The 18,500-nt window shown below is 62.8% G+C and carries 23 protein-coding genes, 1 tRNA gene and 1 pseudogene; 3 read left to right on the top strand and 22 right to left on the bottom strand.

Features of this window, described 5'->3' with window-relative positions:
* Positions 1 to 27: 27 nt before the first annotated feature.
* The 3 genes from OXR00_RS05635 to OXR00_RS05625 form a co-directional block, all read right to left on the bottom strand.
* Positions 28 to 1,425 carry a hypothetical protein gene (locus OXR00_RS05635; RefSeq protein ID WP_267387059.1) on the bottom strand — a complete coding sequence of 466 codons (1,398 nt, stop codon included), beginning with the start codon at positions 1,423 to 1,425 and terminating at the stop codon, positions 28 to 30.
* Positions 1,426 to 1,683: 258 nt separating this feature from the next.
* Positions 1,684 to 1,950 (bottom strand): hypothetical protein, encoded by a 267-nt coding sequence (locus OXR00_RS05630; RefSeq protein ID WP_267387058.1) that lies wholly within the window; start codon positions 1,948 to 1,950, stop codon positions 1,684 to 1,686.
* Entirely contained in the window at positions 1,947 to 2,144 is a 198-nt protein-coding gene (locus OXR00_RS05625; RefSeq protein ID WP_267387057.1) for a helix-turn-helix domain-containing protein, read from the bottom strand. Before OXR00_RS05625 ends, OXR00_RS05630 begins: the two co-directional genes overlap by 4 nt.
* 300 nt (positions 2,145 to 2,444) lie before the next feature.
* On the opposite strand from OXR00_RS05625, the pseudogene OXR00_RS05620 reads away from it, so the two are divergent.
* Positions 2,445 to 3,383: pseudogene (locus OXR00_RS05620) on the top strand (tyrosine-type recombinase/integrase); the annotation flags it as partial.
* A 160-nt stretch (positions 3,384 to 3,543) separates the two neighbouring features.
* Here OXR00_RS05620 and OXR00_RS05615 read toward each other — a convergent pair.
* The 14 genes from OXR00_RS05615 to hisB all read right to left on the bottom strand — a co-directional run bounded on the left by OXR00_RS05615 (position 3,544) and on the right by hisB (position 11,820).
* Positions 3,544 to 3,619 (bottom strand) — tRNA-Phe (locus OXR00_RS05615).
* 31 nt (positions 3,620 to 3,650) lie between these two features.
* Complete coding sequence (gene yacG, locus OXR00_RS05610) at positions 3,651 to 3,854, bottom strand: DNA gyrase inhibitor YacG (protein ID WP_267387056.1); 204 nt, start codon at positions 3,852 to 3,854, stop codon at positions 3,651 to 3,653.
* Positions 3,854 to 4,801, bottom strand: coding sequence for a ribonuclease (locus OXR00_RS05605; RefSeq protein ID WP_267387055.1), 948 nt, complete (start codon positions 4,799 to 4,801; stop codon positions 3,854 to 3,856). Before OXR00_RS05605 ends, yacG begins: the two co-directional genes overlap by 1 nt.
* Positions 4,794 to 5,369 carry a nucleoside triphosphate pyrophosphatase gene (locus tag OXR00_RS05600; RefSeq protein ID WP_267387054.1) on the bottom strand — a complete coding sequence of 192 codons (576 nt, stop codon included), beginning with the start codon at positions 5,367 to 5,369 and terminating at the stop codon, positions 4,794 to 4,796. The genes OXR00_RS05605 and OXR00_RS05600 overlap by 8 nt, the downstream gene beginning before the upstream one ends.
* A 46-nt stretch (positions 5,370 to 5,415) precedes the next feature.
* Positions 5,416 to 5,634, bottom strand: a complete 219-nt coding sequence (gene infA / locus OXR00_RS05595) for a translation initiation factor IF-1 (RefSeq protein WP_003049127.1) — start codon at positions 5,632 to 5,634, stop codon at positions 5,416 to 5,418.
* A gap of 572 nt (positions 5,635 to 6,206) precedes the next feature.
* Complete coding sequence (locus tag OXR00_RS05590) at positions 6,207 to 7,775, bottom strand: amino acid permease (RefSeq protein WP_267387053.1); 1,569 nt, start codon at positions 7,773 to 7,775, stop codon at positions 6,207 to 6,209.
* Positions 7,776 to 7,879: 104 nt separating this feature from the next.
* Positions 7,880 to 8,260: an HIT domain-containing protein gene (locus tag OXR00_RS05585; RefSeq protein ID WP_267387052.1), complete on the bottom strand. Its 381-nt coding sequence runs from the start codon at positions 8,258 to 8,260 to the stop codon at positions 7,880 to 7,882.
* A gap of 84 nt (positions 8,261 to 8,344) precedes the next feature.
* On the bottom strand, positions 8,345 to 8,662 hold the full coding sequence (locus tag OXR00_RS05580; protein WP_267387051.1) for a phosphoribosyl-ATP diphosphatase: 318 nt from the start codon (positions 8,660 to 8,662) through the stop codon (positions 8,345 to 8,347).
* A 5-nt stretch (positions 8,663 to 8,667) separates the two neighbouring features.
* The gene (locus OXR00_RS05575) at positions 8,668 to 8,847 is read right to left on the bottom strand and encodes a hypothetical protein (protein ID WP_242153702.1); all 180 of its coding nucleotides are present in this window, start codon (positions 8,845 to 8,847) and stop codon (positions 8,668 to 8,670) included.
* 28 nt (positions 8,848 to 8,875) lie between these two features.
* The gene (gene hisF, locus OXR00_RS05570; RefSeq protein ID WP_267387050.1) at positions 8,876 to 9,646 is read right to left on the bottom strand and encodes an imidazole glycerol phosphate synthase subunit HisF; all 771 of its coding nucleotides are present in this window, start codon (positions 9,644 to 9,646) and stop codon (positions 8,876 to 8,878) included.
* The gene (locus tag OXR00_RS05565; protein ID WP_267387049.1) at positions 9,643 to 9,885 is read right to left on the bottom strand and encodes a hypothetical protein; all 243 of its coding nucleotides are present in this window, start codon (positions 9,883 to 9,885) and stop codon (positions 9,643 to 9,645) included. Before OXR00_RS05565 ends, hisF begins: the two co-directional genes overlap by 4 nt.
* Positions 9,882 to 10,616, bottom strand: coding sequence for a 1-(5-phosphoribosyl)-5-[(5-phosphoribosylamino)methylideneamino]imidazole-4-carboxamide isomerase (gene hisA, locus OXR00_RS05560; protein WP_267387048.1), 735 nt, complete (start codon positions 10,614 to 10,616; stop codon positions 9,882 to 9,884). The genes OXR00_RS05565 and hisA overlap by 4 nt, the downstream gene beginning before the upstream one ends.
* Positions 10,617 to 10,626: 10 nt before the next feature.
* On the bottom strand, positions 10,627 to 11,232 hold the full coding sequence (gene hisH / locus OXR00_RS05555) for an imidazole glycerol phosphate synthase subunit HisH (protein WP_267387047.1): 606 nt from the start codon (positions 11,230 to 11,232) through the stop codon (positions 10,627 to 10,629).
* Positions 11,233 to 11,820 (bottom strand): imidazoleglycerol-phosphate dehydratase HisB, encoded by a 588-nt coding sequence (hisB, locus tag OXR00_RS05550; RefSeq protein ID WP_267387046.1) that lies wholly within the window; start codon positions 11,818 to 11,820, stop codon positions 11,233 to 11,235.
* A 107-nt stretch (positions 11,821 to 11,927) separates the two neighbouring features.
* On the opposite strand from hisB, the gene OXR00_RS05545 reads away from it, so the two are divergent.
* Positions 11,928 to 12,410 (top strand): ClpXP protease specificity-enhancing factor SspB, encoded by a 483-nt coding sequence (locus tag OXR00_RS05545; RefSeq protein ID WP_242153694.1) that lies wholly within the window; start codon positions 11,928 to 11,930, stop codon positions 12,408 to 12,410.
* Positions 12,411 to 12,669: 259 nt separating this feature from the next.
* On the opposite strand, the gene pncB is transcribed toward OXR00_RS05545, so the two are convergent.
* The gene (gene pncB, locus OXR00_RS05540; protein WP_267387043.1) at positions 12,670 to 13,974 is read right to left on the bottom strand and encodes a nicotinate phosphoribosyltransferase; all 1,305 of its coding nucleotides are present in this window, start codon (positions 13,972 to 13,974) and stop codon (positions 12,670 to 12,672) included.
* Positions 13,975 to 14,097: 123 nt separating this feature from the next.
* Between pncB and OXR00_RS05535 the strand changes: the two genes are divergently transcribed.
* A complete protein-coding gene (locus OXR00_RS05535; RefSeq protein WP_267387042.1) occupies positions 14,098 to 14,691 on the top strand; it encodes an isochorismatase family cysteine hydrolase in 594 nt (197 codons plus the stop codon).
* A gap of 4 nt (positions 14,692 to 14,695) precedes the next feature.
* Here the strand turns inward: OXR00_RS05535 and OXR00_RS05530 are convergent, their stop codons facing one another.
* From OXR00_RS05530 to OXR00_RS05515, 4 genes are all read right to left on the bottom strand, one after another.
* On the bottom strand, positions 14,696 to 15,430 hold the full coding sequence (locus OXR00_RS05530; RefSeq protein WP_267387040.1) for a dienelactone hydrolase family protein: 735 nt from the start codon (positions 15,428 to 15,430) through the stop codon (positions 14,696 to 14,698).
* Positions 15,423 to 16,676 (bottom strand): MFS transporter, encoded by a 1,254-nt coding sequence (locus tag OXR00_RS05525; protein WP_267387157.1) that lies wholly within the window; start codon positions 16,674 to 16,676, stop codon positions 15,423 to 15,425. The genes OXR00_RS05530 and OXR00_RS05525 overlap by 8 nt, the downstream gene beginning before the upstream one ends.
* A 5-nt stretch (positions 16,677 to 16,681) precedes the next feature.
* On the bottom strand, positions 16,682 to 17,071 hold the full coding sequence (locus OXR00_RS05520) for a MarR family transcriptional regulator (protein WP_267387039.1): 390 nt from the start codon (positions 17,069 to 17,071) through the stop codon (positions 16,682 to 16,684).
* Between the two features lie 251 nt (positions 17,072 to 17,322).
* Positions 17,323 to 18,477 (bottom strand): SET domain-containing protein-lysine N-methyltransferase, encoded by a 1,155-nt coding sequence (locus OXR00_RS05515; protein WP_267387037.1) that lies wholly within the window; start codon positions 18,475 to 18,477, stop codon positions 17,323 to 17,325.
* Positions 18,478 to 18,500 lie beyond the last annotated feature (23 nt).

The following is an 18,500-nucleotide window of genomic DNA, read 5'->3' as shown; positions in this document are numbered from 1 at the left end:
GAAGGGAGGGGGGTTGCTATATATATTCTATATTGGAATCAGATTTTGGTGATGGGGCTTAAGATCAGGCTTGATGCCAATCTCCTTCTCAAACTCCATAGAGAATACATACGAAGCAACTGCCATGTTCATGAGGGGGAATCTGATCGAGTCATGTACGGGCAAGGTCGTTATTCCAAGATCATTAAGCTTCAGGACGGTATTGATGATGACTTCGCTTTCAATGAATTGAAGATCAGCCCAATCCATATTTACAGATGCACGATCGAATAAGAATGGATGTTTGGTGTAAACTCTCTCTTGTACCTCGCGGAATGGGTAATCAGCCGCGATGTCTCTGCCAAACTCCTTGAGATAATCCTTCTTAGTCTCACGCGGCCACATCGTCGGTATCTTCTGGCGGCTAAGCGTAAGGTTGAACATCAATTTGACGATGTTGCGATCCAAGCCGGGTACGCGGTACAAATCTTCGTTATGGTTGAACGGTATGCCGTTCATCGTCAGGTAAATTACTGGGTGGCTTGAACGGATATCAAGTTCCACAGTGGGCTGGCCGTTGATGGTGATGCCCTCGCGATCGGCTTTGCTAAGGGCTTGATAGCCTCCCCCGACAGACCAGATGCGGCCGCCTTTGCGGTAGCCGTGGCCGGGTATGTCACCCTGATTGAAGATGCAGTGGAAATAGGCGTGGTCCGCGCCACCGATCATCTGCTCGGACGTGAAGGCATTGATACGCTGCAATTTGGCAATGCGGGCCGCAACTTCCGGGTGATCGTAGTCGATCGGTATCCGCTTGCCCGAAATGCGCCGCCCATCTTTCCAGTGCGATGCATCATTAAGGAAAACCAGATCGGCGGCCTTCTTCGGCATGATGTGCCGTGCGAAATGAATATGCTGATTGTCGGGTGTGATGCCGAACTCTGCCAAGTACGTCAGAAGGCGGGGCGCCGGGGTGATCCGCGTAACCGCACCGCTTCGGGTGTCGCGATCAAAATACCCGCTGACACGAACCACCAGCTTCGCTTCGTGCAACCTATTGAAGACCAGCTTGGCGTTGCGGTATCCGATACGAGCGCCGTTGAAAGAAGCTGCCGCCATCTGGCGACAACACGCTCTAACGGGCTGATGCACGGCGGCGCGCAACAGGTCGCAAACTATCGCGCCGATTGCATTGCGGAAGGGGATTTTGCTTTTAGCGGCAAGACCGTTGCCGCCAAGGAAATTAACAAGGCTGTCCACCGCTTGCTGTGCGGACACGGAGGTAGGGTAACCCTCTAGACTCATGCGGATGGTCGGTTCATCCCAATAAGGTAAAGTCGGGGAAACGGACACTAGACCGATACCGGCATCGTTAGCCGGGGTGTACCCCCGATCTGTTGCTAGCTCACGGCGCTTAAGAAGTGCTGGTGATAACGCGGCTGTCATACTGTCACTGCCTGCGTGAACATTGTATGCTCGGTTTATATGTAAATTCTACGGCTAATATATTTAGGTATATATAAGTTTTGTTTAGATAAAACATGAATTTTTGACATAGTAGGCATGGAATACGTTTAAAAGCTGATTGAATTAACATAGCAACTTCGCTTCATTACATTCTGCCGAGGAGGAATAGCGCCATGTGACGGTTGGAAGGGCTCCTTGGTCATTGATCACCTCAAAATAAGCAGCCCTCACAAAGTATCAGATGAGCGAGACGATCATAGCGCCCGGATGATGCATTAGGTAATAACCACCGAGCATCGAAACACAGAGGCCACGCACCCTAGCCATAAGCAGTAATTTCGCCTCAGATGACTTAGTGCCGACCGTTGCGATCTTCCGATTAACCATTCCAGTAGGCAGATCCAAGGCAGCAGCTTCAAAAATAGCGTTAAGATATCTGGCCTCTGAAATCGGAATGATGCCGCCTAGCCATCCGCATGCAACGGTGCGCGCACGCCGGCTCATGAGATCCATCCTTGGTGAATGAATGAGTTCAGATCGTCTTGGAAGTAGAACACGCGCCCGCCCACCTTGCCGCACCGGGGTCCGAGGCCCCGAACGGCGTAGTTCGCAAGAGTTTTGGCGCTAATCCCGAGATATGCAGCCGCCTGCTGGCGGTTGTAACGCCCGTCTGGCGTGCAGTTGACAGTACAATTCATTGGTATAGGTTCCTCCATGTTAAGCGTTGCGGCGATTCTAGGTCGCCGTCAGCTCCAATACGTGGGGTGAAATCGCAGAACAACGGCTTGTACCTGTAATTACTAGTACAGCTACTGTCGATTAGAATTACTACGCTTCTTAAAGCAACCATCTTAATCACGGTTTCTACTATATCTCTTAGATACGAACGGCTCACCCGCGAGGGTATTAAGCGCCTCGCACCAGCGGGCAAAATCACCGAACACGGCATCACGGTTGAGCGAAGGGGAAACGGCGATCTGGTTTACCGCATCAACATTATGGTGGATGGCAGACGCATTCATCGCGTCATCGGTCGGGAGAGCGAAGGCGTCCGCCGAGAGCAAGCCGAGCGTGCGCTCGAAGCCGTGCGGACCAAAGCGCGCGAAGATCGTCTAGACCTCCCGACAGGGCGTAAGGTCGCCAAGTCCTTCCTGCTCTCGGGCCAAGATTACATCGCACGCCTTCGCCTTGAAGGTGGCAAATCTATCGAGCGGAAAGAGCGTTCGTTCGCGTTGCACCTCAACGCGTTTTTTGGTGCCAAGCCGCTTTCGAAAATCTCGCACTCGGATTTGCAGCGGTATCGAAAGCACCGGCTGGGGCAGGGCGCAACCGATGCTACGATCAATCGTGAGCTAGCCGTCGTGTCCCATCTTTTCGGGAAGGCGGTGGAATGGGGTTGGATCAGCAGCAGGCCGGCGAGAATACCACGCGCGCAAGAAGGCGGTGGCCGGATCGTCTACTTGACCACAGAACAGTGTCAGGCGGTCCTTAAAGCGGCGCAACGGGACAGCAGTCCGCATATCTACGCCTTTACGCTAATTGCGTTATCCACGTCGATGCGAATGAGCGAAATTCTATCAATCCGAAGGTATGACATCGACTTGCCGTTGAAGCGTATTTTTATCCCCTTGGCTAAAGCCGGAAAGCGCGAACAACCGATTACCTCCGATCTCGCGTGCTTTCTAAATTCGTACTTGAAAGGTCTTACCGATAAGACGGATTGGCTTTTCCCGAATCCTAACAGCGCGACTGGCCGCTTGATGGGCATCCGCAAAGCCCATCGAAGGGTGGTAGCAGCGGCGGGGTTAGACCCTGATGTGGTGGTGCGTCATACGATGCGCCACACGGCGATAACCCACCTCGTTCAGGCCGGAGTGGATTTGCCGACCGTACAAAGGGTGAGTGGTCACAAGACACTTTCGATGGTCGCTCGCTACGCTCATGCAAACGGAGCGCATATCGATTCGGCAATGCGAAATTTGGAGTTGCGGATCGGGGATGGGGTTGCTTCTTCGCAACCCACCTACACCAAAATTACACACGATCTTCCAGCAGCGAATGACGATGCGGCTAACCCACTAGAATCAAACAAAAAAGTGGTGCCCGAGGACGGAGTCGAACCGCCGACACTGCGATTTTCAATCGCATGCTCTACCAACTGAGCTACTCGGGCCTAATCCATATCGGATCGGGGAGGCGCGTCCTTAAGCGGGCTTTTCTTCGCTGTCCAGCCCGGTTTCATGTCCGCGCTCAACATTATCCGCATCTTGCGCAGGACCGGCTGGAATTGCGTAGCCCTCGCCAAGCCATTGCAGCAGATCGCGATCGCGGCAGCCCTGGCTACAGAACGGCGCATGTTCGGCAGCGGGTGTTTTGCCGCATAGCGGGCAAGGCTTGGTTCTGGCCATCATCGTACCTCGAATCGGATGTCGGCGCCGGTACGCCGTGCAAGCGCATCGCGCCAGTCCGGGCGTGCTGCCAGTGCGGCATGCAGCGGCGCAGGCACGAGATGAAGCGCCGGCACCGGTGGCGGCGTGCGTTCGATGGCGCGCAGCAGTGCCCGGGCGCGCGCTGCCGCCGGATTGGCGCGAAGCAGTTCCGGCAGCGATTCGCGCGTGCGACGGCGAATGATTTGCAAGAAGCCGAAGCCGTTTACCGCGGTCCGTTCGAACGGTTGCGGCAGCCCCGCGTCGATCGCTGCCGCCACCGCCTGGCGCGGCGCCTTGCCGGCGATCGTCGGAAAATCAATCCCGATCGAGCCGCCGATATCATGTCGCATGATCGCCGCGGCGATCGCCTGCGCCGCCGCCACCGCGAGCGGCTCGAGCGGGCCGGAGCCGTCCACATCGAACAAGGTCATCGCCGGCGTCGGGATCATCCGCAGCATACCGCCGGGGAAAGCGATGTCGCCGGTGATTGCCTCCTCCAGCACCTCCGACCAGCCGGCCGCTTCGAATGCGTCGCTCTGATGCGCAAGACAGGTGCGGACGGGCAGGGCATCGGCCCCGATCCGCTCCAGCAGCGTCGGCGCAGCGCGCGGGTGCGCGTCGGTCGGAGCGGCGCGGGCGAGCTTGTCACGGCCGGCCTCCCGGATTGGCTCGCGGAGTATTTCGACGGTCAACGCCGCGCCCTGGGTGATGCCGGACGGGAGCGAAACCAGCATTGCCTCACCGCCGTCGAAGCGCACGCGTCCCTCGCGTCCTTTCGCGGTAATCTCGACAAGGCGCGCGGCCAAGACGGCGCCACAGCGGGGATGCACGTCGTCCCGTTCGATCCTGGCTTTGACGATCGCGCCATCGATCACCAGCGCGGCACGCGCCTCACCGATGCCGCTCTCGTACAGCCACTCAGCCAAGCGGGATGCCGGAGGCGATCAACAACGCGCGCGTTTCGAACAGCGGCAGGCCGACCACGCCGGAATGGCTGCCCGCCAGATAGCGGACATAAGCCTCGGCGCGACCCTGGATCGCATAACCGCCTGCTTTGCCGAGTCCCTCGCCACACGCGACATATGCGTCGATCTCGGCGGATGACAGTGGCTTGAACGCGACGATCGTGTCGACGATGCGCGTGCGCACCTTTCCGATGGCGTCGATCGCGCAAATCGCGCTGATGCAATGATGGCGCCGGCCCGACAGCAGGCTGAGCAGTTCGCGCTGTACGTCCTCGCTCTCTGCAGGAGGCAGGATACGCCTGCCGACCGCGACGGTGGTATCGCCTGCGATCACCACCTCACCCTCGGCGCGCGTCACCGCCTCCGCCTTCTCCTGCGCGAGCCGTAACGCATAAGCGCGCGGCACTTCGCGCGGATGCGGACTTTCGTTGATGTCGGGCGACGCAACGCGCGTGGGCACAACCCCGATCCGAGCCAGCAAATCGCGCCGGCGCGGCGAGGAAGATGCGAGAACGAGATCGGGCGTCATAGACTGCGCCGCATGCCGAACGATCCGCCGGCGGTGCGTGCGTGCATCACTTGAAGCGGTAGGTGATGCGACCCTTGGTAAGATCATACGGCGTCAGTTCAACCAGCACCTCGTCGCCGACCAGCACGCGGATGCGGTTCTTGCGCATCTTGCCGGCGGTGTGACCAAGGATTTCGTGATCGTTCTCGAGCCGGACGCGGAACATCGCGTTGGGGAGAAGCTCCACCACTTGACCGCGCATTTCGAGCAGTTCTTCTTTTGCCAAACAAACCTCTGAATACATTCTGGTGATCGGGGGATTTCCCAAACGAAGCGCGCACATAGCCGGAAAGCGCTCCAAAGGGAAGCAGTCGCGCCCACAACGCCTGCGCGGACGCTCAGGCTGGATTACTGCGGGATGTCTCGAGTTCTGTGGGGGGCTGGACTCGGACAGCTACGGAAGGGGAGATGGTGATCGCCGCCGGATTGTTCAACATAGCGGGTACGTCCTACCCGCCGCCTTCAGGCGATCGCTACAGAGGAGGGCGCTGTCGTCATGGATCAGTCCCGGCATATCTCAAATGTCCGCAAACGACATGGCGCAGCCATAGATGCCAGTGTCATACCGTGCCGCGCGGAGTGCCGTTAAACCGCGTAGGAGCCGCCACGATGCACAGCGCTTCGCGTCGGCGAGCTCCTCATGGGACTGTCCATGCGACCGTGCCGGTTAAATAGTTCCGTATCGATAGCCCAGCGCCAGCCCCTGAAACACCGTCGCCGACCTATCGCTGCAGAGCGATGGGTCGGCGAGAGAAAGCGTAAGTCGAAGCAAGCAACCGGGCCTACCGTGCCTAGCGTTTAGACAAGCGGTGCCGAACCGGTTTCATCATCGGAGTCCATTACGCCCCGCGCGATGTTTGAGCGGCGATAGCCATACAGATAGTACAACACGAGTCCGATCGCGGTCCATGCAAAGAACAGCACCTTCGACTGGATGTTGAGGCTGAGGAACAAGACCACGCAGCCGAGGATCGACAGCGGCGCCACCACCCATACGGCCGGCGTGCGGAACGGACGTTTGCGATCCTTGTCCGTTACGCGCAGCACCATCACCCCCACGGAAACCATGGCGAAGGCGAACAACGTGCCGGAGTTCGAATAATCGGCGAGCGTCCCAACCGGCAGGAATGCAGCGGCCACCGCGACAACCACGCCGGTGACGATCGTCACCACATACGGCGTCTTGTAACGCGGATGCACCTTGGACAGACCGGCGGGCAGCAGGCCGTCACGCGCCATCACGAAGAACACGCGGGTCTGGCCGAACATCATCAGCAACACCACCGAGGGCAATGCGATGGTGGCGGCGAGTCCGACGATCTGGCCGAAGATCGGCGTGGATACCTGACGCAGCACATAGGCGAGCGCCTCCTTCGAGCAGACCAGCGGCGCGGTCGCCGACTGGCAGGCGGCGCTGGCATAGAGCTCGGGCGAACCCTCGACGAAATACTGGCCGGTGGCGGGGTTCATGACCGGTTGTGCGCCGTAGGCGCCGATCGCACCCGCCGCGACCACGATGTAGAACACGGTACAGATCGCGAGCGACGCGATCAGGCCGATCGGCACATTACGCTGCGGGTTCTTGGTTTCCTCCGCCGCCGTCGAAACCGCGTCGAAACCGACATAAGCGAAGAAGATCGAGGCGGCCGCGCCCAGCACGCCGGTGCCGGTCGAGCCGAGCGGATTGCCCCAGCCGCGCGGCGTGAACGGCGCGAAGTTGGCCGTGTGACCAAAGATCATCGGCACGGTGATCGCGGCGAACAGCGTCAGTGCGATGATCTTGATCGCGACCAGCACCGAGTTCACGGTCGCGCTTTCCTTGGTGCCGATCACGAGCAGCCACGTCACGAAGCCGGTGACGAGCACCGCCGGCAGGTTGATGAACCCGCCGACCTCGCCGCCCTCCAGGAAGCCCCAGTCAATCTTGGGGCCGACCGTGAGGGCGTGGGGTAAGTGTATCCCGAACCCGTCTAGGAAGCCGACGATATGGCCGGACCACCCGACCGCCACCGCGCTTGCCCCCAGCGCGTATTCCAGGATCAGCGCCCAGCCGACCAGCCAGGCCATCAACTCGCCCATCACCGCGTAGGAATAGGTATAGGCAGATCCCGCGACCGGCACCATCGAGGCGAGTTCGGAGTAACACAGTGCCGCAAACACGCAGACCGCGCCAGCGACGACAAACGACATGATCATGCCCGGCCCGGCCTTCTGCGCCGCGGTCGCGGTCAGCACGAAGATACCGGTGCCGATCACGGCGCCGACGCCAAGCATTGTCAACTGGAACACCCCCAACGACCGGTGCAGCGATTTCTTTTCCGCCGTAGCGAGAATCGAATCTAGAGATTTAACACGCCCAAAAATCATCAACGAACCCCCGGGTGGATGGCGATTGGCTTTCGAAAGCCCGCTCTATCGGAATGGCGCGGAGCGTACCGGCAAATTCCTGCCACGCAATCCCCTTTACCCGTTCATCCGTTCGCGAGCATCGGCCCAAGCGGGTGCCCGCCAAAGATATGAACGTGGAGATGTGGCACCTCCTGATGCGAATCGATGCCGGTATTGGCAAGCAGACGATATCCCGGCGCGACCAGTCCCGCCGCGCGCGCGACTGCCCCAACCGCCCGCACGAAGCCGGCGATCTCCGCATCGCTCGCACGCGCGCTGAAGTCGTCCCACGACACATACCGCCCGCGCGGGATCACCAGCAGATGCGTCGGCGCCTGCGGGGCGATGTCGTGAAAGGCGACCGCGAAATCGTCTTCGTAGACGCGCTTCGCCGGAATGTCGCCGCGCAGGATCTTCGCGAACACGTTCTCGTCGTCATAGGGCAGGGTGGCGTCGATCGGCATAAGGCTTCCTTATGAAATCCGGGTCAGATCCTGTTGAGCTGGTCTCGAGCGGCGTCGCGGCACCTGCGCCACGCGCGGTGAGGTTCAGGCGAGGCGCGCTGCCTTCTCGGCTAGTCCCGACAAACCTTCACGGCGGCGCAGTTCAGCCCGCACATCCTCGAGACTCAATCCGGCGTCGGCAAGCAGCACGAGCAGGTGGAACAACAGGTCCGCCGCCTCGCCGGTCAGCGCTTCCGGCGTTTCGGAGACGGCGGCGATCACCACCTCGGTCGCTTCCTCGCCGACCTTCTGCGCGATCTTGGCGCGTCCCTTGCCGAATAGCTTGGCGACGTAGGAGGATGCGGGATCGGCACCCTTGCGCGCGCGGATCGTCGCTTCGAGCGTGTCGAGGATGTCGTCCATCTCTATCACTCCCGATCGATCGGTGGCTTGTGCCGCGGTTTCAGGAAGCGTTTGCGCAGTGCGCGGCGTACCAAAAATACACCGATCGCCGCCATCACGAATAAAGCGATGTCCGACGCGGCAGGGCCGGTGCGCTCGACCGGCGTGCCGGTATGCGCGGCGGATGCTAGAAACAGGAGTGACATGGCGACGCCTTAGCAGGGGCGGATGGGATTACGCCAGCACCGGTCGACGCACGGGAATACCCGCCGCCGCCAGCGCCGCGTGCGCGTCCGCGATGCTCGCATCGCCGAAGTGGAAGATCGAGGCCGCCAGCACCGCGCTGGCATGTCCCTCGACCACGCCCGCGACGAGATCGTCCAGCCCGCCGACACCACCAGAGGCGACCACCGGCACGCTGACCAGATCGGCGATCGTGCGGGTCAGTTCCAGATCGAAGCCGCTGCGGGTGCCGTCACGATCCATCGACGTGACGAGCAATTCGCCCGCGCCAAGCTCCGCCAGTCGCCGCGCATGTGCCACCGCGTCGATGCCGGTGCCGCGGCGGCCGCCGTGCGTGAAAACTTCCCAGCCGGAGCCAGAGCGCCGGGCGTCGATCGAAGCGACGATGCACTGGCTGCCGAAGCGATCCGCGATTTCCGCCACCACCTCCGGCCGCGACACCGCCGCCGAGTTCACTGCCACCTTGTCCGCGCCGGCCAGCAGCAGCGCGCGCGCATCGTCGGCGGATCGCACGCCGCCACCGACCGTGACCGGCATGAAGCACACCTCCGCCGTGCGCCGCACCACGTCGAGGATGGTGCCGCGCGCCTCATGGCTGGCGGTGATGTCGAGGAAGCAGAGTTCGTCCGCACCGGCGGCATCATAAGCGCGCGCCTGTTCGACTGGATCGCCGGCGTCCTTAAGATCGACGAAGTTGACGCCCTTGACGACGCGGCCGTTCGCCACGTCGAGACAGGGGATCACGCGCGCGCGGACGGTCATGCGTGGGTTGGCAGAATAAGGGCTGCAACCGCGCCCAACAGGATGAGCCCAATGAGCATGACGTTTACGATGGTCGATCCCCAAAAAAACGCAGGGTCAGCATAGCGTCGGAAGGTGAACATATCGATGCCGCCCGAAAGCCAGAAGCGCGATACGCCGTTACGATAGTCCTGACGCGTCATGAACGCGCCCGGCACCACGATCAAGAGCGCGAGCCCCCCGGCCAGATGCGCGTTCACGCTGCCGCCGCCACCGCCAGCGCGGTCGCCAGATCGAGCCGCCCGTCATACAGCGCGCGTCCGGTAATCACGCCCTCCACGCCATCGCGCGCATGCAGCGCCAGCACGTGTATTTCGCCGATCCCCGCGACGCCGCCGCTCGCGATCACAGGGATGCGCACAGCACGCGCAAGATCGACCGTAGCCTCGACGTTGCAGCCCTTTAACAAACCATCGCGGCCGACATCGGTGAACAGCAGCGCCGCCACGCCGGCATCCTCGAACCGCCGCGCCATGTCGGTGACGGTGACAGTCGACACGTCGGCCCAACCCTTGGTCGCGACGAAGCCGTCGCGCGCATCGACCGCGACGACGATGCCGCCGGGGAAATCGCGCGCGGCATCCCGCACCAGATCGGGGTTTTCGAGCGCGGCGGTGCCGATCACCACCCGCGATACGCCAACATCGAACCAGCCCTCGATCGCAGCGCGCGTGCGGATGCCGCCCCCCAATTGCACATGGCCTGGAAAGCGTTCGACGATGCCGCGCACCGCGTCGCCGTTGACAGATGCACCCGCGAACGCGCCGTCGAGATCGACGACGTGGAGATATTCCGCACCCGCATCGGCGAACAGCATCGCCTGCGCGGCAGGGTCGTCACCGTATACGGTCGCGCGGTCCATATCGCCCTCGGCGAGGCGGACGACCTGACCACCTTTGAGGTCGATGGCGGGGAAGACGATAAGGGTCATGCCAAAAGACTCACGGATGCCACTTCAGAAAACGGTTGAGGAACTCCAGCCCGTAACGCTGGCTCTTTTCGGGATGGAACTGCACGCCGACGATGGTGTCACGTCCAATCGCCGCCACGACCGGCCCGGCATGATCGCTCGTCGCCAGTACGTGTTCGCCCTCGAATGCGAAACTATGCAGGAAATAGGCCTCCCCCGGTACGATCATCGGGTGCGCCGTCACCGCGCGCACGTCGTTCCACCCCATGTGCGGCACCTTGGCCGCAGCGTCCGCAGGGGTCAGCCGCCGTACCGTGCCGTTGATCCAGCCTAGGCCGGGATGCACGCCGAACTCCTCACCGGTACCAGCGAGCAACTGCATGCCCACGCAGATGCCGAGGAACGGTACGCCGTCTGTGTGGACGCGTTGCTCCATCGCCTCGATCATCCCCGGCACCGCGCGAAGCGCGGCTGCGCAGGCGGCGAATGCACCGACGCCCGGCAGCACGATGCGGTCCGCCTTTGCGACCACGTCGGCATCGGCGGTGATCGCGATGTCCTCAGCACCCGCCGCCTTCAGCGCGTTGGCGACCGAGTGGAGATTGCCTGCGCCGTAGTCGATCAGCGCCAGCGCCACCTACAGGATCCCCTTGGTGCTGGGGATCGCATCCGCCTTGCGCGCGTCGATCTCGGTCGCGGTGCGCAATGCCCGTGCGAGGCCCTTGAACGCACCTTCCGCAATATGGTGGTTGTTGGTGCCGTACAGTTTCTCGACATGCAGCGTGATGCCGGCCGCGCCGGCGAAGCTGTGGAAGAAGTGGCCGAACATCTCGGTATCCATGTTGCCGAGCCGTTCCATCGTGAAGTCGCACTTCCACACCAGATACGGCCGCCCGGAAATGTCGATCGCGACCCGGATCAACGTCTCGTCCATCGGCGACAGCGCATCGCCGTAGCGGCGGATGCCCTTCTTGTCGCCCAGCGCCTTCGCCACCGCCTCGCCGATTGCGATGCCGGTATCCTCGACCGTGTGATGCTCGTCGATATGCAGATCGCCGACCGTCTTGACGGTGAGGTCGATCAGCGAGTGCCGCGAAAGCTGCTCCAGCATGTGATCGAAGAAGCCGACTCCGGTGGAAATCTCGTAAAGCCCGGTGCCGTCCAGGTTGACGGTCACGTCGATCGACGTCTCCTTGGTGGAGCGTGAGATGGTCGCGGTGCGCATTGTTTCCACTTAGCGTGAATGGCGCGTCATGCAATCGTGAGGGTTAGGGGCGGGAAACTTGGCCGTCGAACCTTGACCCCCCGGCAAACCCCGCTACCCAAGGGCGCATGAGCGATGGATTACCCGACAGCCTGATTCCGTACGACGATATCGTACAAGAAGCGCTGCGCGCCGTGGTCGGCCGCGTGCTCGGCTCGGTCGCGTCGAACGGTGGTTTGCCTGGCGACCACCATTTTTACATCACCTTCAAGACGCAGGCGCCCGGCGTCGACATCCCGCAGCGCCTGATCGAGCGGTTCCCGGACGAGATGACGATCGTCATGCAGAATCGCTTCTGGGATCTGCTGGTCGATGATTCAAAATTTTCGATCGGGTTGAGTTTCAATCAGGTCCCATCGAAGCTGGTGATCCCATATTCGGCGATCACGGGTTTTCATGATCCAGCGGTCAATTTCGAGTTGCGCTTTCAGGCGCAGGAGGGACCGGAGGGTCCGGATCCGCAGGACACGGCAGAGAACGACGGCCCGACCGTCACGCCGGTCGAAGATGGCTCGAACGTCGTCGCGGTGGACTTTAAGCGCAAGAAGTGAGCGTGCCGGGCTCGGCTTGCTCGGGCTTGGTATGCGGCAGCCGATGCGGTGCTGCCGACGCAACCTCGACGATTGGTACTCGGGATTGGCGCGCGAGCGTCGTCGCGCACGTCCGATTGTCCGCGAGCGAGCAGAGCGATCAGCGAGACTTTCAAGCAGACGTCTCGCAGCGGCAATTAGCGGACTCGCCAAGCCGCCTGGTGTGACGCCGATGCGTACAGCGAAACGCGTGAGCCAGACGTGATCGGCTCACACGTCTTTAAACGCTTACCTGCGCTTCCGCTCGCCCGTCACCGCCGAACACGCGCAGGTAGCGGGCAATCTCGTCGGGCTCGCCGGTCGCCTTGGCAGGATTGTCGGACAGTTTCACCGCAGGCCGCCCGTTGGCGCGGATAACCTTGCAGACCAGCGAAATCGGTTCCAGCGCACGACCGCCGCGCGGATCGCAGCCACGGAAATCATTGGTGAGGTTGGTACCCCAGCCGTAGCTCATCCGGACGCGACCGTGAAAGTGGCGGTAGGTCTGCTCGATCGTGTCGATGTCCATGCCGTCGGAGAAGATCAGCAGCTTCTCGCGCGGATCCACGCCCTGTTGCTGCCACCAGCGGATGATCTCCTCGCCGCCCTCGATCGGCGGGGCGCTGTCGGGGCGGAAGCCGGTCCATTCCGCCAGCCACGCCGGCGCCTGTTTGAGGAAGGCTGTGGTGCCGAACGCGTCGGGCAGCGCGATCAGGAGATTGCCGCCGTAATGCGCGCGCCATTGCTCCAGCACGCGGTATGGCGCCTCGGCGAGTTCGGCATCGCCATTCGACAGCGCCGCCTCGACCATCGGCAACTCGTGCGCGTTGGTACCGATCGCCTCCAGGTCCGCGTCCATCGCCAGCAATACGTTGGACGAGCCGACGAAGCGCGTGCCGAGGCCTTCCTTCAACGCCTCGACGCACCAGCGCTGCCACAGGAAGCCGTGCCGCCGCCGCGTGCCGAAGTCGCTCAGCACGAGATCGGGCAGGTCGCGCAGCCGTTCGACCTTCTCCCATAGCCGCGCCTTGGCGCGCGCATACAACACGTCGAGCGCGAACTTCCCCATGTCGCGCATCGCCGCGCGCGATTTTAGCTCGTTGATGATGGCGAGTGCCGGTATCTCCCACATCGAGGTGCCGGTCCACGGTCCGTCGAAGTGCAGTTCGTATTGGCCGTCGACCTTGCGGAGATCATATTCGGGTAGCTGAAAATCGCGGAGCCAAGCTAGAAACTCGGCCGAGAACATCTGCCGCTTGCCGTAGAAGCTGTTGCCGGCCAGCCAGATCAGCTCCTTGCGGCTGAACCGCACGGTGCGGGCATGATCGAGTTGCGCGCGCAGTTCGCCCTCGTCGATGATTTCCGCGAGCCGGACCGACTTGGTGCGGTTGATGAGCGAGAAGGTCGCGTCCACATCCGGATGCACGTGGCGGATCATCTGCAACATCAGCAGCTTGTAGAAATCGGTGTCGAGCAGGCTCCGTACGATCGGGTCGAGCCGGAAGTTATGCTCGTAAGTGCGGGTTGCGATATCGGTGAAAGCCATGGGTGCGACCCTTATCCGATCCGCGTGCCAAGGGAACCGCTCGTCAAACGCTGACAGGACCTCGCGCAATTCCTATGTTCATGCGGATTTAAGGCGGAACGCCGCTGACAGGGAGCGTAAGGGATGCAGCAATTCGTGGTTGTCGTGGACACGCAGCGTGACTTCATGGCGGCGGACGGCGCGCTCAGTGTCGCTGGCGCGGACGCGCTGGTCGCGCCGATGCGGGCGTTCCTTGCTGGGCTGGAGGCGGAGCGAACGGCGGGCGTTTTGTTCACGTTCGATACGCATGTGCCGACAGCCTACGCCGCATCGGAAGAGGCGAAGGCGTTTCCGGCGCATTGCGTTAAAGGCACGCCAGGCTGGGCGAACCTGCTCGATCCGGCGCTGATCGATCGCGGCATTCCGGTGTGGCGAATCGAAAAGGGCGTGTTCGACATGTGGGCCGAGGACGGGCTGCTGATCGAAGATGCGCGCGGTGATGCGATGTCGCCGGTGCCGCGGGAGGCGTTTTTCGAACGGTTGCGGGATGCCGGCGTGCGCCGCGTGACGGTGATCGGCGTCGCGGCCGATTATTGCGTGCGTTGGGCCGTGGCCGGGCTGGTGGAGCGCGGCTACGAGGTGACGGTGCCGCCTGACCTGACGCGCGGCATTACCCGTCAGATCGATGCGGTGCTGGCGGAGGAGTTCGCGGGCGCACGGGTCAGCGCGCCCGCGTGACTGCTTACTTCAACACGCGTCCGAACAACGCGAGCATCTCGGCCCAGCCGCGTTCGGCGGCGGCTTCGTCATAGACCGGAAAATCGGGCTTCATCCAGCCATGCGCCGCGCCCTCGTACGTTTCGGCGCGGTAGGTCACGCCGGCATCGTTCAGCGCCTGTTCGAATTTGGCGGCCATTTCTGGCGGATAGCTATGGTCGTTGTCCGCCGCCGCGATGTAGAGTTCGGCGGTGATCTTGGGCGCGAGCAGGTGCGGGCTGTCCGGCTCGTCCGTTGCGAGGCGGCCGCCGTGGAAGCTGATCGCCGCTGCGATCCGGTCCGGGAAGGTGCCCGCCGCCGTGATCGCCATGCCCCCGCCCATGCAGAAACCGACCGTGCCGATCTTGCCGGCGACATCCGCACGCGTGTCGAGATACGCGAGGAACGCTTGCGTATCGCTCGCTGCCTTGGCGTTGTCGGTCGTCGCCATCAACGGGCCGATCACTTCGCGGAAGCCCTGCGCGAACACCGCCTTCGGGTCGAATGGCGCGTAGGGGCCGTAGCGGTAGAACAGATCGGGCAGCAGCACGACATAGCCGTTCGACGCGAGCCGCTGGCCCATTTCGATGATCGCGGGGCGGATCGCCAGCGCGTCCATGTAAAAGATCACTGCCGGCCACGGGCCGTCGCCTTCGGGCGTCAGCACGTGCGCGCTGCATTCGCCGTCGCGCGTCTGGATCGTCACCTGTTGGTCACTCATTCGTTTGCTCCTGTGGGGAAGAATCGGGGGTGCGCCGCATGTGCCGCAAACCGACCAGTGCCGCCAGCAGGCCGGACAGCGCGCCCACGCCAAGCGCCCAACGCGGACCGAAGTGATTGGCCACCGCACCGACCAACGGAGCGCCGATCGGTGTCCCGCCCAGCGCGACGCCGAGCCGGATCGCCATCACGCGGCCGCGCATCGCCGGCTCCGTGGTGAGCTGCATCAGACTGTTGGAGCTGTTGGTGAAGGTAAGCGCGGCGACGCCGATCACCACGAGTGCAGCGGCGAACAGCCAATAGCCCGGCGCCAGCGCCCCCGCCGCACAGCCGAACGCGAACACGCCTGCTCCGACGGTGAGATACATGAAGCGCGGGCTCTCACGTCCTGCGGCCAGCAGCGCGCCTGCTACCGTTCCGATCGCCATGATCGAACTCAGCAGGCCGTAGCCTGTCGCGCCGACGTGGAATACGCCGACCGCCATCGTCGACACGAAGATCGGAAAGTTGAGCCCGAAGGTGCCGATCAGGAACAGCATCAGAACGATGGCGCGCAGATCCGGCCGCCCTGCGACATATCGGAAGCCCTCCGCGAGGCTGCCGCGTTTACGCACCGCGTGATCGCGCGCGTGGAGTTCGCCTTGCCGCAGCAGCATCAGCGAGCCGAGCACTGCGATGTACGACAGGCCATTGACGATGAACGCCCAGCCGGTGCCGACCGCGCCGATGCATTGGCCCGCCGCGGCTGGTCCGACCATGCGCGCCGCGTTAAAGGCGGTGGAGTTGAGCGCAACTGCGTTGGCCAGGTCGCGCTCGCCCACCAGATCGGCCACAAACGTCTGGCGAACCGGCGCGTCGAATGCGGCCGCGCAACCGAACAGGAGCGCGAACAGGTCGACTTGCCACAAGGTGACGACGCCGGTGATCGTCAGCGCACCGAGCGCCAGCGACAGCAGCCCCATCGTCGCCTGCGTCGTCATCAGCAGCTTGCGCCGGTCGTAATGGTCAGCGGCGAAGCCGGTCCACGGCAGCAGCGCAAACTGTGGTCCGAATTGCAGCGCCATGACGATTCCGACCGACGCGGCGTTATGATGCGTCAGTTGTGTCAGCACCAGCCAGTCCTGCGCGGTACGCTGCATCCACGTACCGACGTTGGAGACGAGCGCGCCGCCAAACCATATGCGATAATTATAGGTGCGTAGCGACACGAACGCTCCACGGCGTTTCGCGCGCACCGGGGCCAGCATCGCGGTCACGCCTCGGCCAGCTTGCGGATCGTTTTCAGCGCCACCGCAAGCGACGCCTGTTCCGCAGGATCGAGCCCGGCCATCGCCGCCGCTAGCCACGTGCGCTTGACCAGGCGCTGGCGTGCTCGGGTTTCGAGGCCGAGCGGGGTGAGATCGTACAGCGCCTGTCGCCCGTCGGTGGGATGCGGCGCGCGCGCGACGAGACCTTCGCGTTCGAGCGCCGCCATGGTCGCCCCCATCGATTGCGGCTTGATGCCCTCAGTGCGCGCAAGATCGGCGGTGGTGGCGGGGCCGCCGCGCGCCAACCGGCCGAGCGTGGCCGATTGCGAGAAGGACAGTTCGGCTGGGTTGCCCTCGGAGCGCAGGCGACGCAGCAGCAGGCCAGTAGAATGCATTAGGTCCTCGACAAGCACTTCCAGAGGCTGGAGATCGGGCGAGTCCATCCGCGCACGATACCGGATTGGAAGGTTGGCTTGCAAGGTATGCTGTCGAACCATGCGCTCACTGTCTGGTTCGCGGAGCACGCTGCCGTCCAGTGCCGGAGCGCTGCTGCGGGCCGCATCGCGACAATCTCAGAGTTCGCACCTTGGTCTTCGCCCGGCATGGAGTGCGGGCGGACCCGACGAGGAGGCGAACGGCGCGCCGATCAGGCCGCGCGTTCGTCGGCCGTGATCGGCACACTGGCGCGCAGATATGGCGCGACCAGCCCGCGTGCGCGGAACCAGGCCTGGCGTTCGGGCGGCAGCGTGTCGAAATTGCCGATCACGCGGCGGCAATCCGGGCTGCGGCACTGGCAGACCATATACCAGTCGGACCCGCTGAGCGTCGTCGAATAGTCCCAGCTGATTTCCTCGCCCGGCCCAATTGCGCGGATCGCGACGAGCATCACCGTGTCGCCGTCGAAGCGCAGGCCGGCATTAGGCTCGCAACTATGGTTGATAAGGTCGTCGATCCGTCCCGATGGCCCCATGTAATGATTTGGCGTGATCTGCACGAACCGGTCTCGCGCACCGTGCAACATGCCCGGCACTTTATCGGCACGGAAGCGCCGGCCGGTGAAGCGCACGATTTCCGCACCCTCCGCAAATCCCGCCGCCGCATACACCGCCTTGCCGAGATGCGTCTCGCCGACCGAGAACAGGTTGGCGGCGGGGGCATATGCGTCGAGCACGTGGAAGCGTCCGCTCCAGGATCCCAGCGATCGTAGCGGGTTTATCGTCGCCAGTCCGATCATGAACCACACGCCTGCGTGGCACAGCAGCTCGGTCAGGATATAGGCATATTCACCGACCCGAGCAGGGCCGCCCGCGACGCTGACGTGCGTCGCCACCAGCAGCGTGGCGAGATCGGCGATCGTCCACAGCCCCCACGCTGGCGAACGTTCGCGCGTGCGGTCCTGCCAGACACTTACCCAGGTCGGCCAGAAGCCGAGCGGCACCACCGCGACGATCAGCATGTGTGCCCAGAACGTCTCGCGGAATGCCAGCCAGATCGCCAGCGCGACGAGGTTCGCGGCCATACACGCCGTTTCGCTGACGCTTGGCGTCTCCCATGCGCCACGCCGCCATATCGCGACGGTGACGATGATGCAGGACGCAGCGGCGAGCAGGAAGACCCAACTCTGTACCGCATGCGGGTTGAGGGCGCGGTAGGTCGCAGCCTCAACGGCGGTCCCTGCGCTCCAGATCAACCAGGAGGCGCGGTTGGGCTGAACGAGGTGCCGTCCGAGCCCGACCAGATACGCACCATAGCCCCCCAGACTGCACACCATCGCAACAAGGAACCAGGCGTCGATCGGCATATCCGCTACCATCAGGGTAAGGC

The sequence above is a fragment of the Sphingomonas sp. GC_Shp_3 genome (assembly GCF_026540945.1).
In the GTDB taxonomy this organism is placed as follows: domain Bacteria; phylum Pseudomonadota; class Alphaproteobacteria; order Sphingomonadales; family Sphingomonadaceae; genus Sphingomonas.
Note: the sequence above shows the minus strand (reverse complement) of the source record. Positions and strands in the feature narration are given on the sequence as shown.

Bases quoted from the DNA above. Each gene is read 5' to 3' on its own strand.
- OXR00_RS05635 (WP_267387059.1), bottom strand. From the start codon at position 1,425: ATGACAGCCGCGTTATCACCAGCACTTCTTAAGCGCCGTGAGCTAGCA.
- OXR00_RS05630 (WP_267387058.1), bottom strand. From the start codon at position 1,950: ATGAGCCGGCGTGCGCGCACCGTTGCATGCGGATGGCTAGGCGGCATC.
- OXR00_RS05625 (WP_267387057.1), bottom strand. From the start codon at position 2,144: ATGAATTGTACTGTCAACTGCACGCCAGACGGGCGTTACAACCGCCAG.
- yacG (WP_267387056.1), bottom strand. From the start codon at position 3,854: ATGGCCAGAACCAAGCCTTGCCCGCTATGCGGCAAAACACCCGCTGCC.
- OXR00_RS05600 (WP_267387054.1), bottom strand. From the start codon at position 5,369: ATGACGCCCGATCTCGTTCTCGCATCTTCCTCGCCGCGCCGGCGCGAT.
- OXR00_RS05590 (WP_267387053.1), bottom strand. From the start codon at position 7,775: ATGATTTTTGGGCGTGTTAAATCTCTAGATTCGATTCTCGCTACGGCG.
- OXR00_RS05585 (WP_267387052.1), bottom strand. From the start codon at position 8,260: ATGCCGATCGACGCCACCCTGCCCTATGACGACGAGAACGTGTTCGCG.
- OXR00_RS05580 (WP_267387051.1), bottom strand. From the start codon at position 8,662: ATGGACGACATCCTCGACACGCTCGAAGCGACGATCCGCGCGCGCAAG.
- OXR00_RS05575 (WP_242153702.1), bottom strand. From the start codon at position 8,847: ATGTCACTCCTGTTTCTAGCATCCGCCGCGCATACCGGCACGCCGGTC.
- hisF (WP_267387050.1), bottom strand. From the start codon at position 9,646: ATGACCGTCCGCGCGCGCGTGATCCCCTGTCTCGACGTGGCGAACGGC.
- hisA (WP_267387048.1), bottom strand. From the start codon at position 10,616: ATGACCCTTATCGTCTTCCCCGCCATCGACCTCAAAGGTGGTCAGGTC.
- hisB (WP_267387046.1), bottom strand. From the start codon at position 11,820: ATGCGCACCGCGACCATCTCACGCTCCACCAAGGAGACGTCGATCGAC.
- OXR00_RS05545 (WP_242153694.1), top strand. From the start codon at position 11,928: ATGAGCGATGGATTACCCGACAGCCTGATTCCGTACGACGATATCGTA.
- pncB (WP_267387043.1), bottom strand. From the start codon at position 13,974: ATGGCTTTCACCGATATCGCAACCCGCACTTACGAGCATAACTTCCGG.
- OXR00_RS05535 (WP_267387042.1), top strand. From the start codon at position 14,098: ATGCAGCAATTCGTGGTTGTCGTGGACACGCAGCGTGACTTCATGGCG.
- OXR00_RS05530 (WP_267387040.1), bottom strand. From the start codon at position 15,430: ATGAGTGACCAACAGGTGACGATCCAGACGCGCGACGGCGAATGCAGC.
- OXR00_RS05525 (WP_267387157.1), bottom strand. From the start codon at position 16,676: ATGCTGGCCCCGGTGCGCGCGAAACGCCGTGGAGCGTTCGTGTCGCTA.
- OXR00_RS05520 (WP_267387039.1), bottom strand. From the start codon at position 17,071: ATGCATTCTACTGGCCTGCTGCTGCGTCGCCTGCGCTCCGAGGGCAAC.
- OXR00_RS05515 (WP_267387037.1), bottom strand. From the start codon at position 18,477: ATGCCGATCGACGCCTGGTTCCTTGTTGCGATGGTGTGCAGTCTGGGG.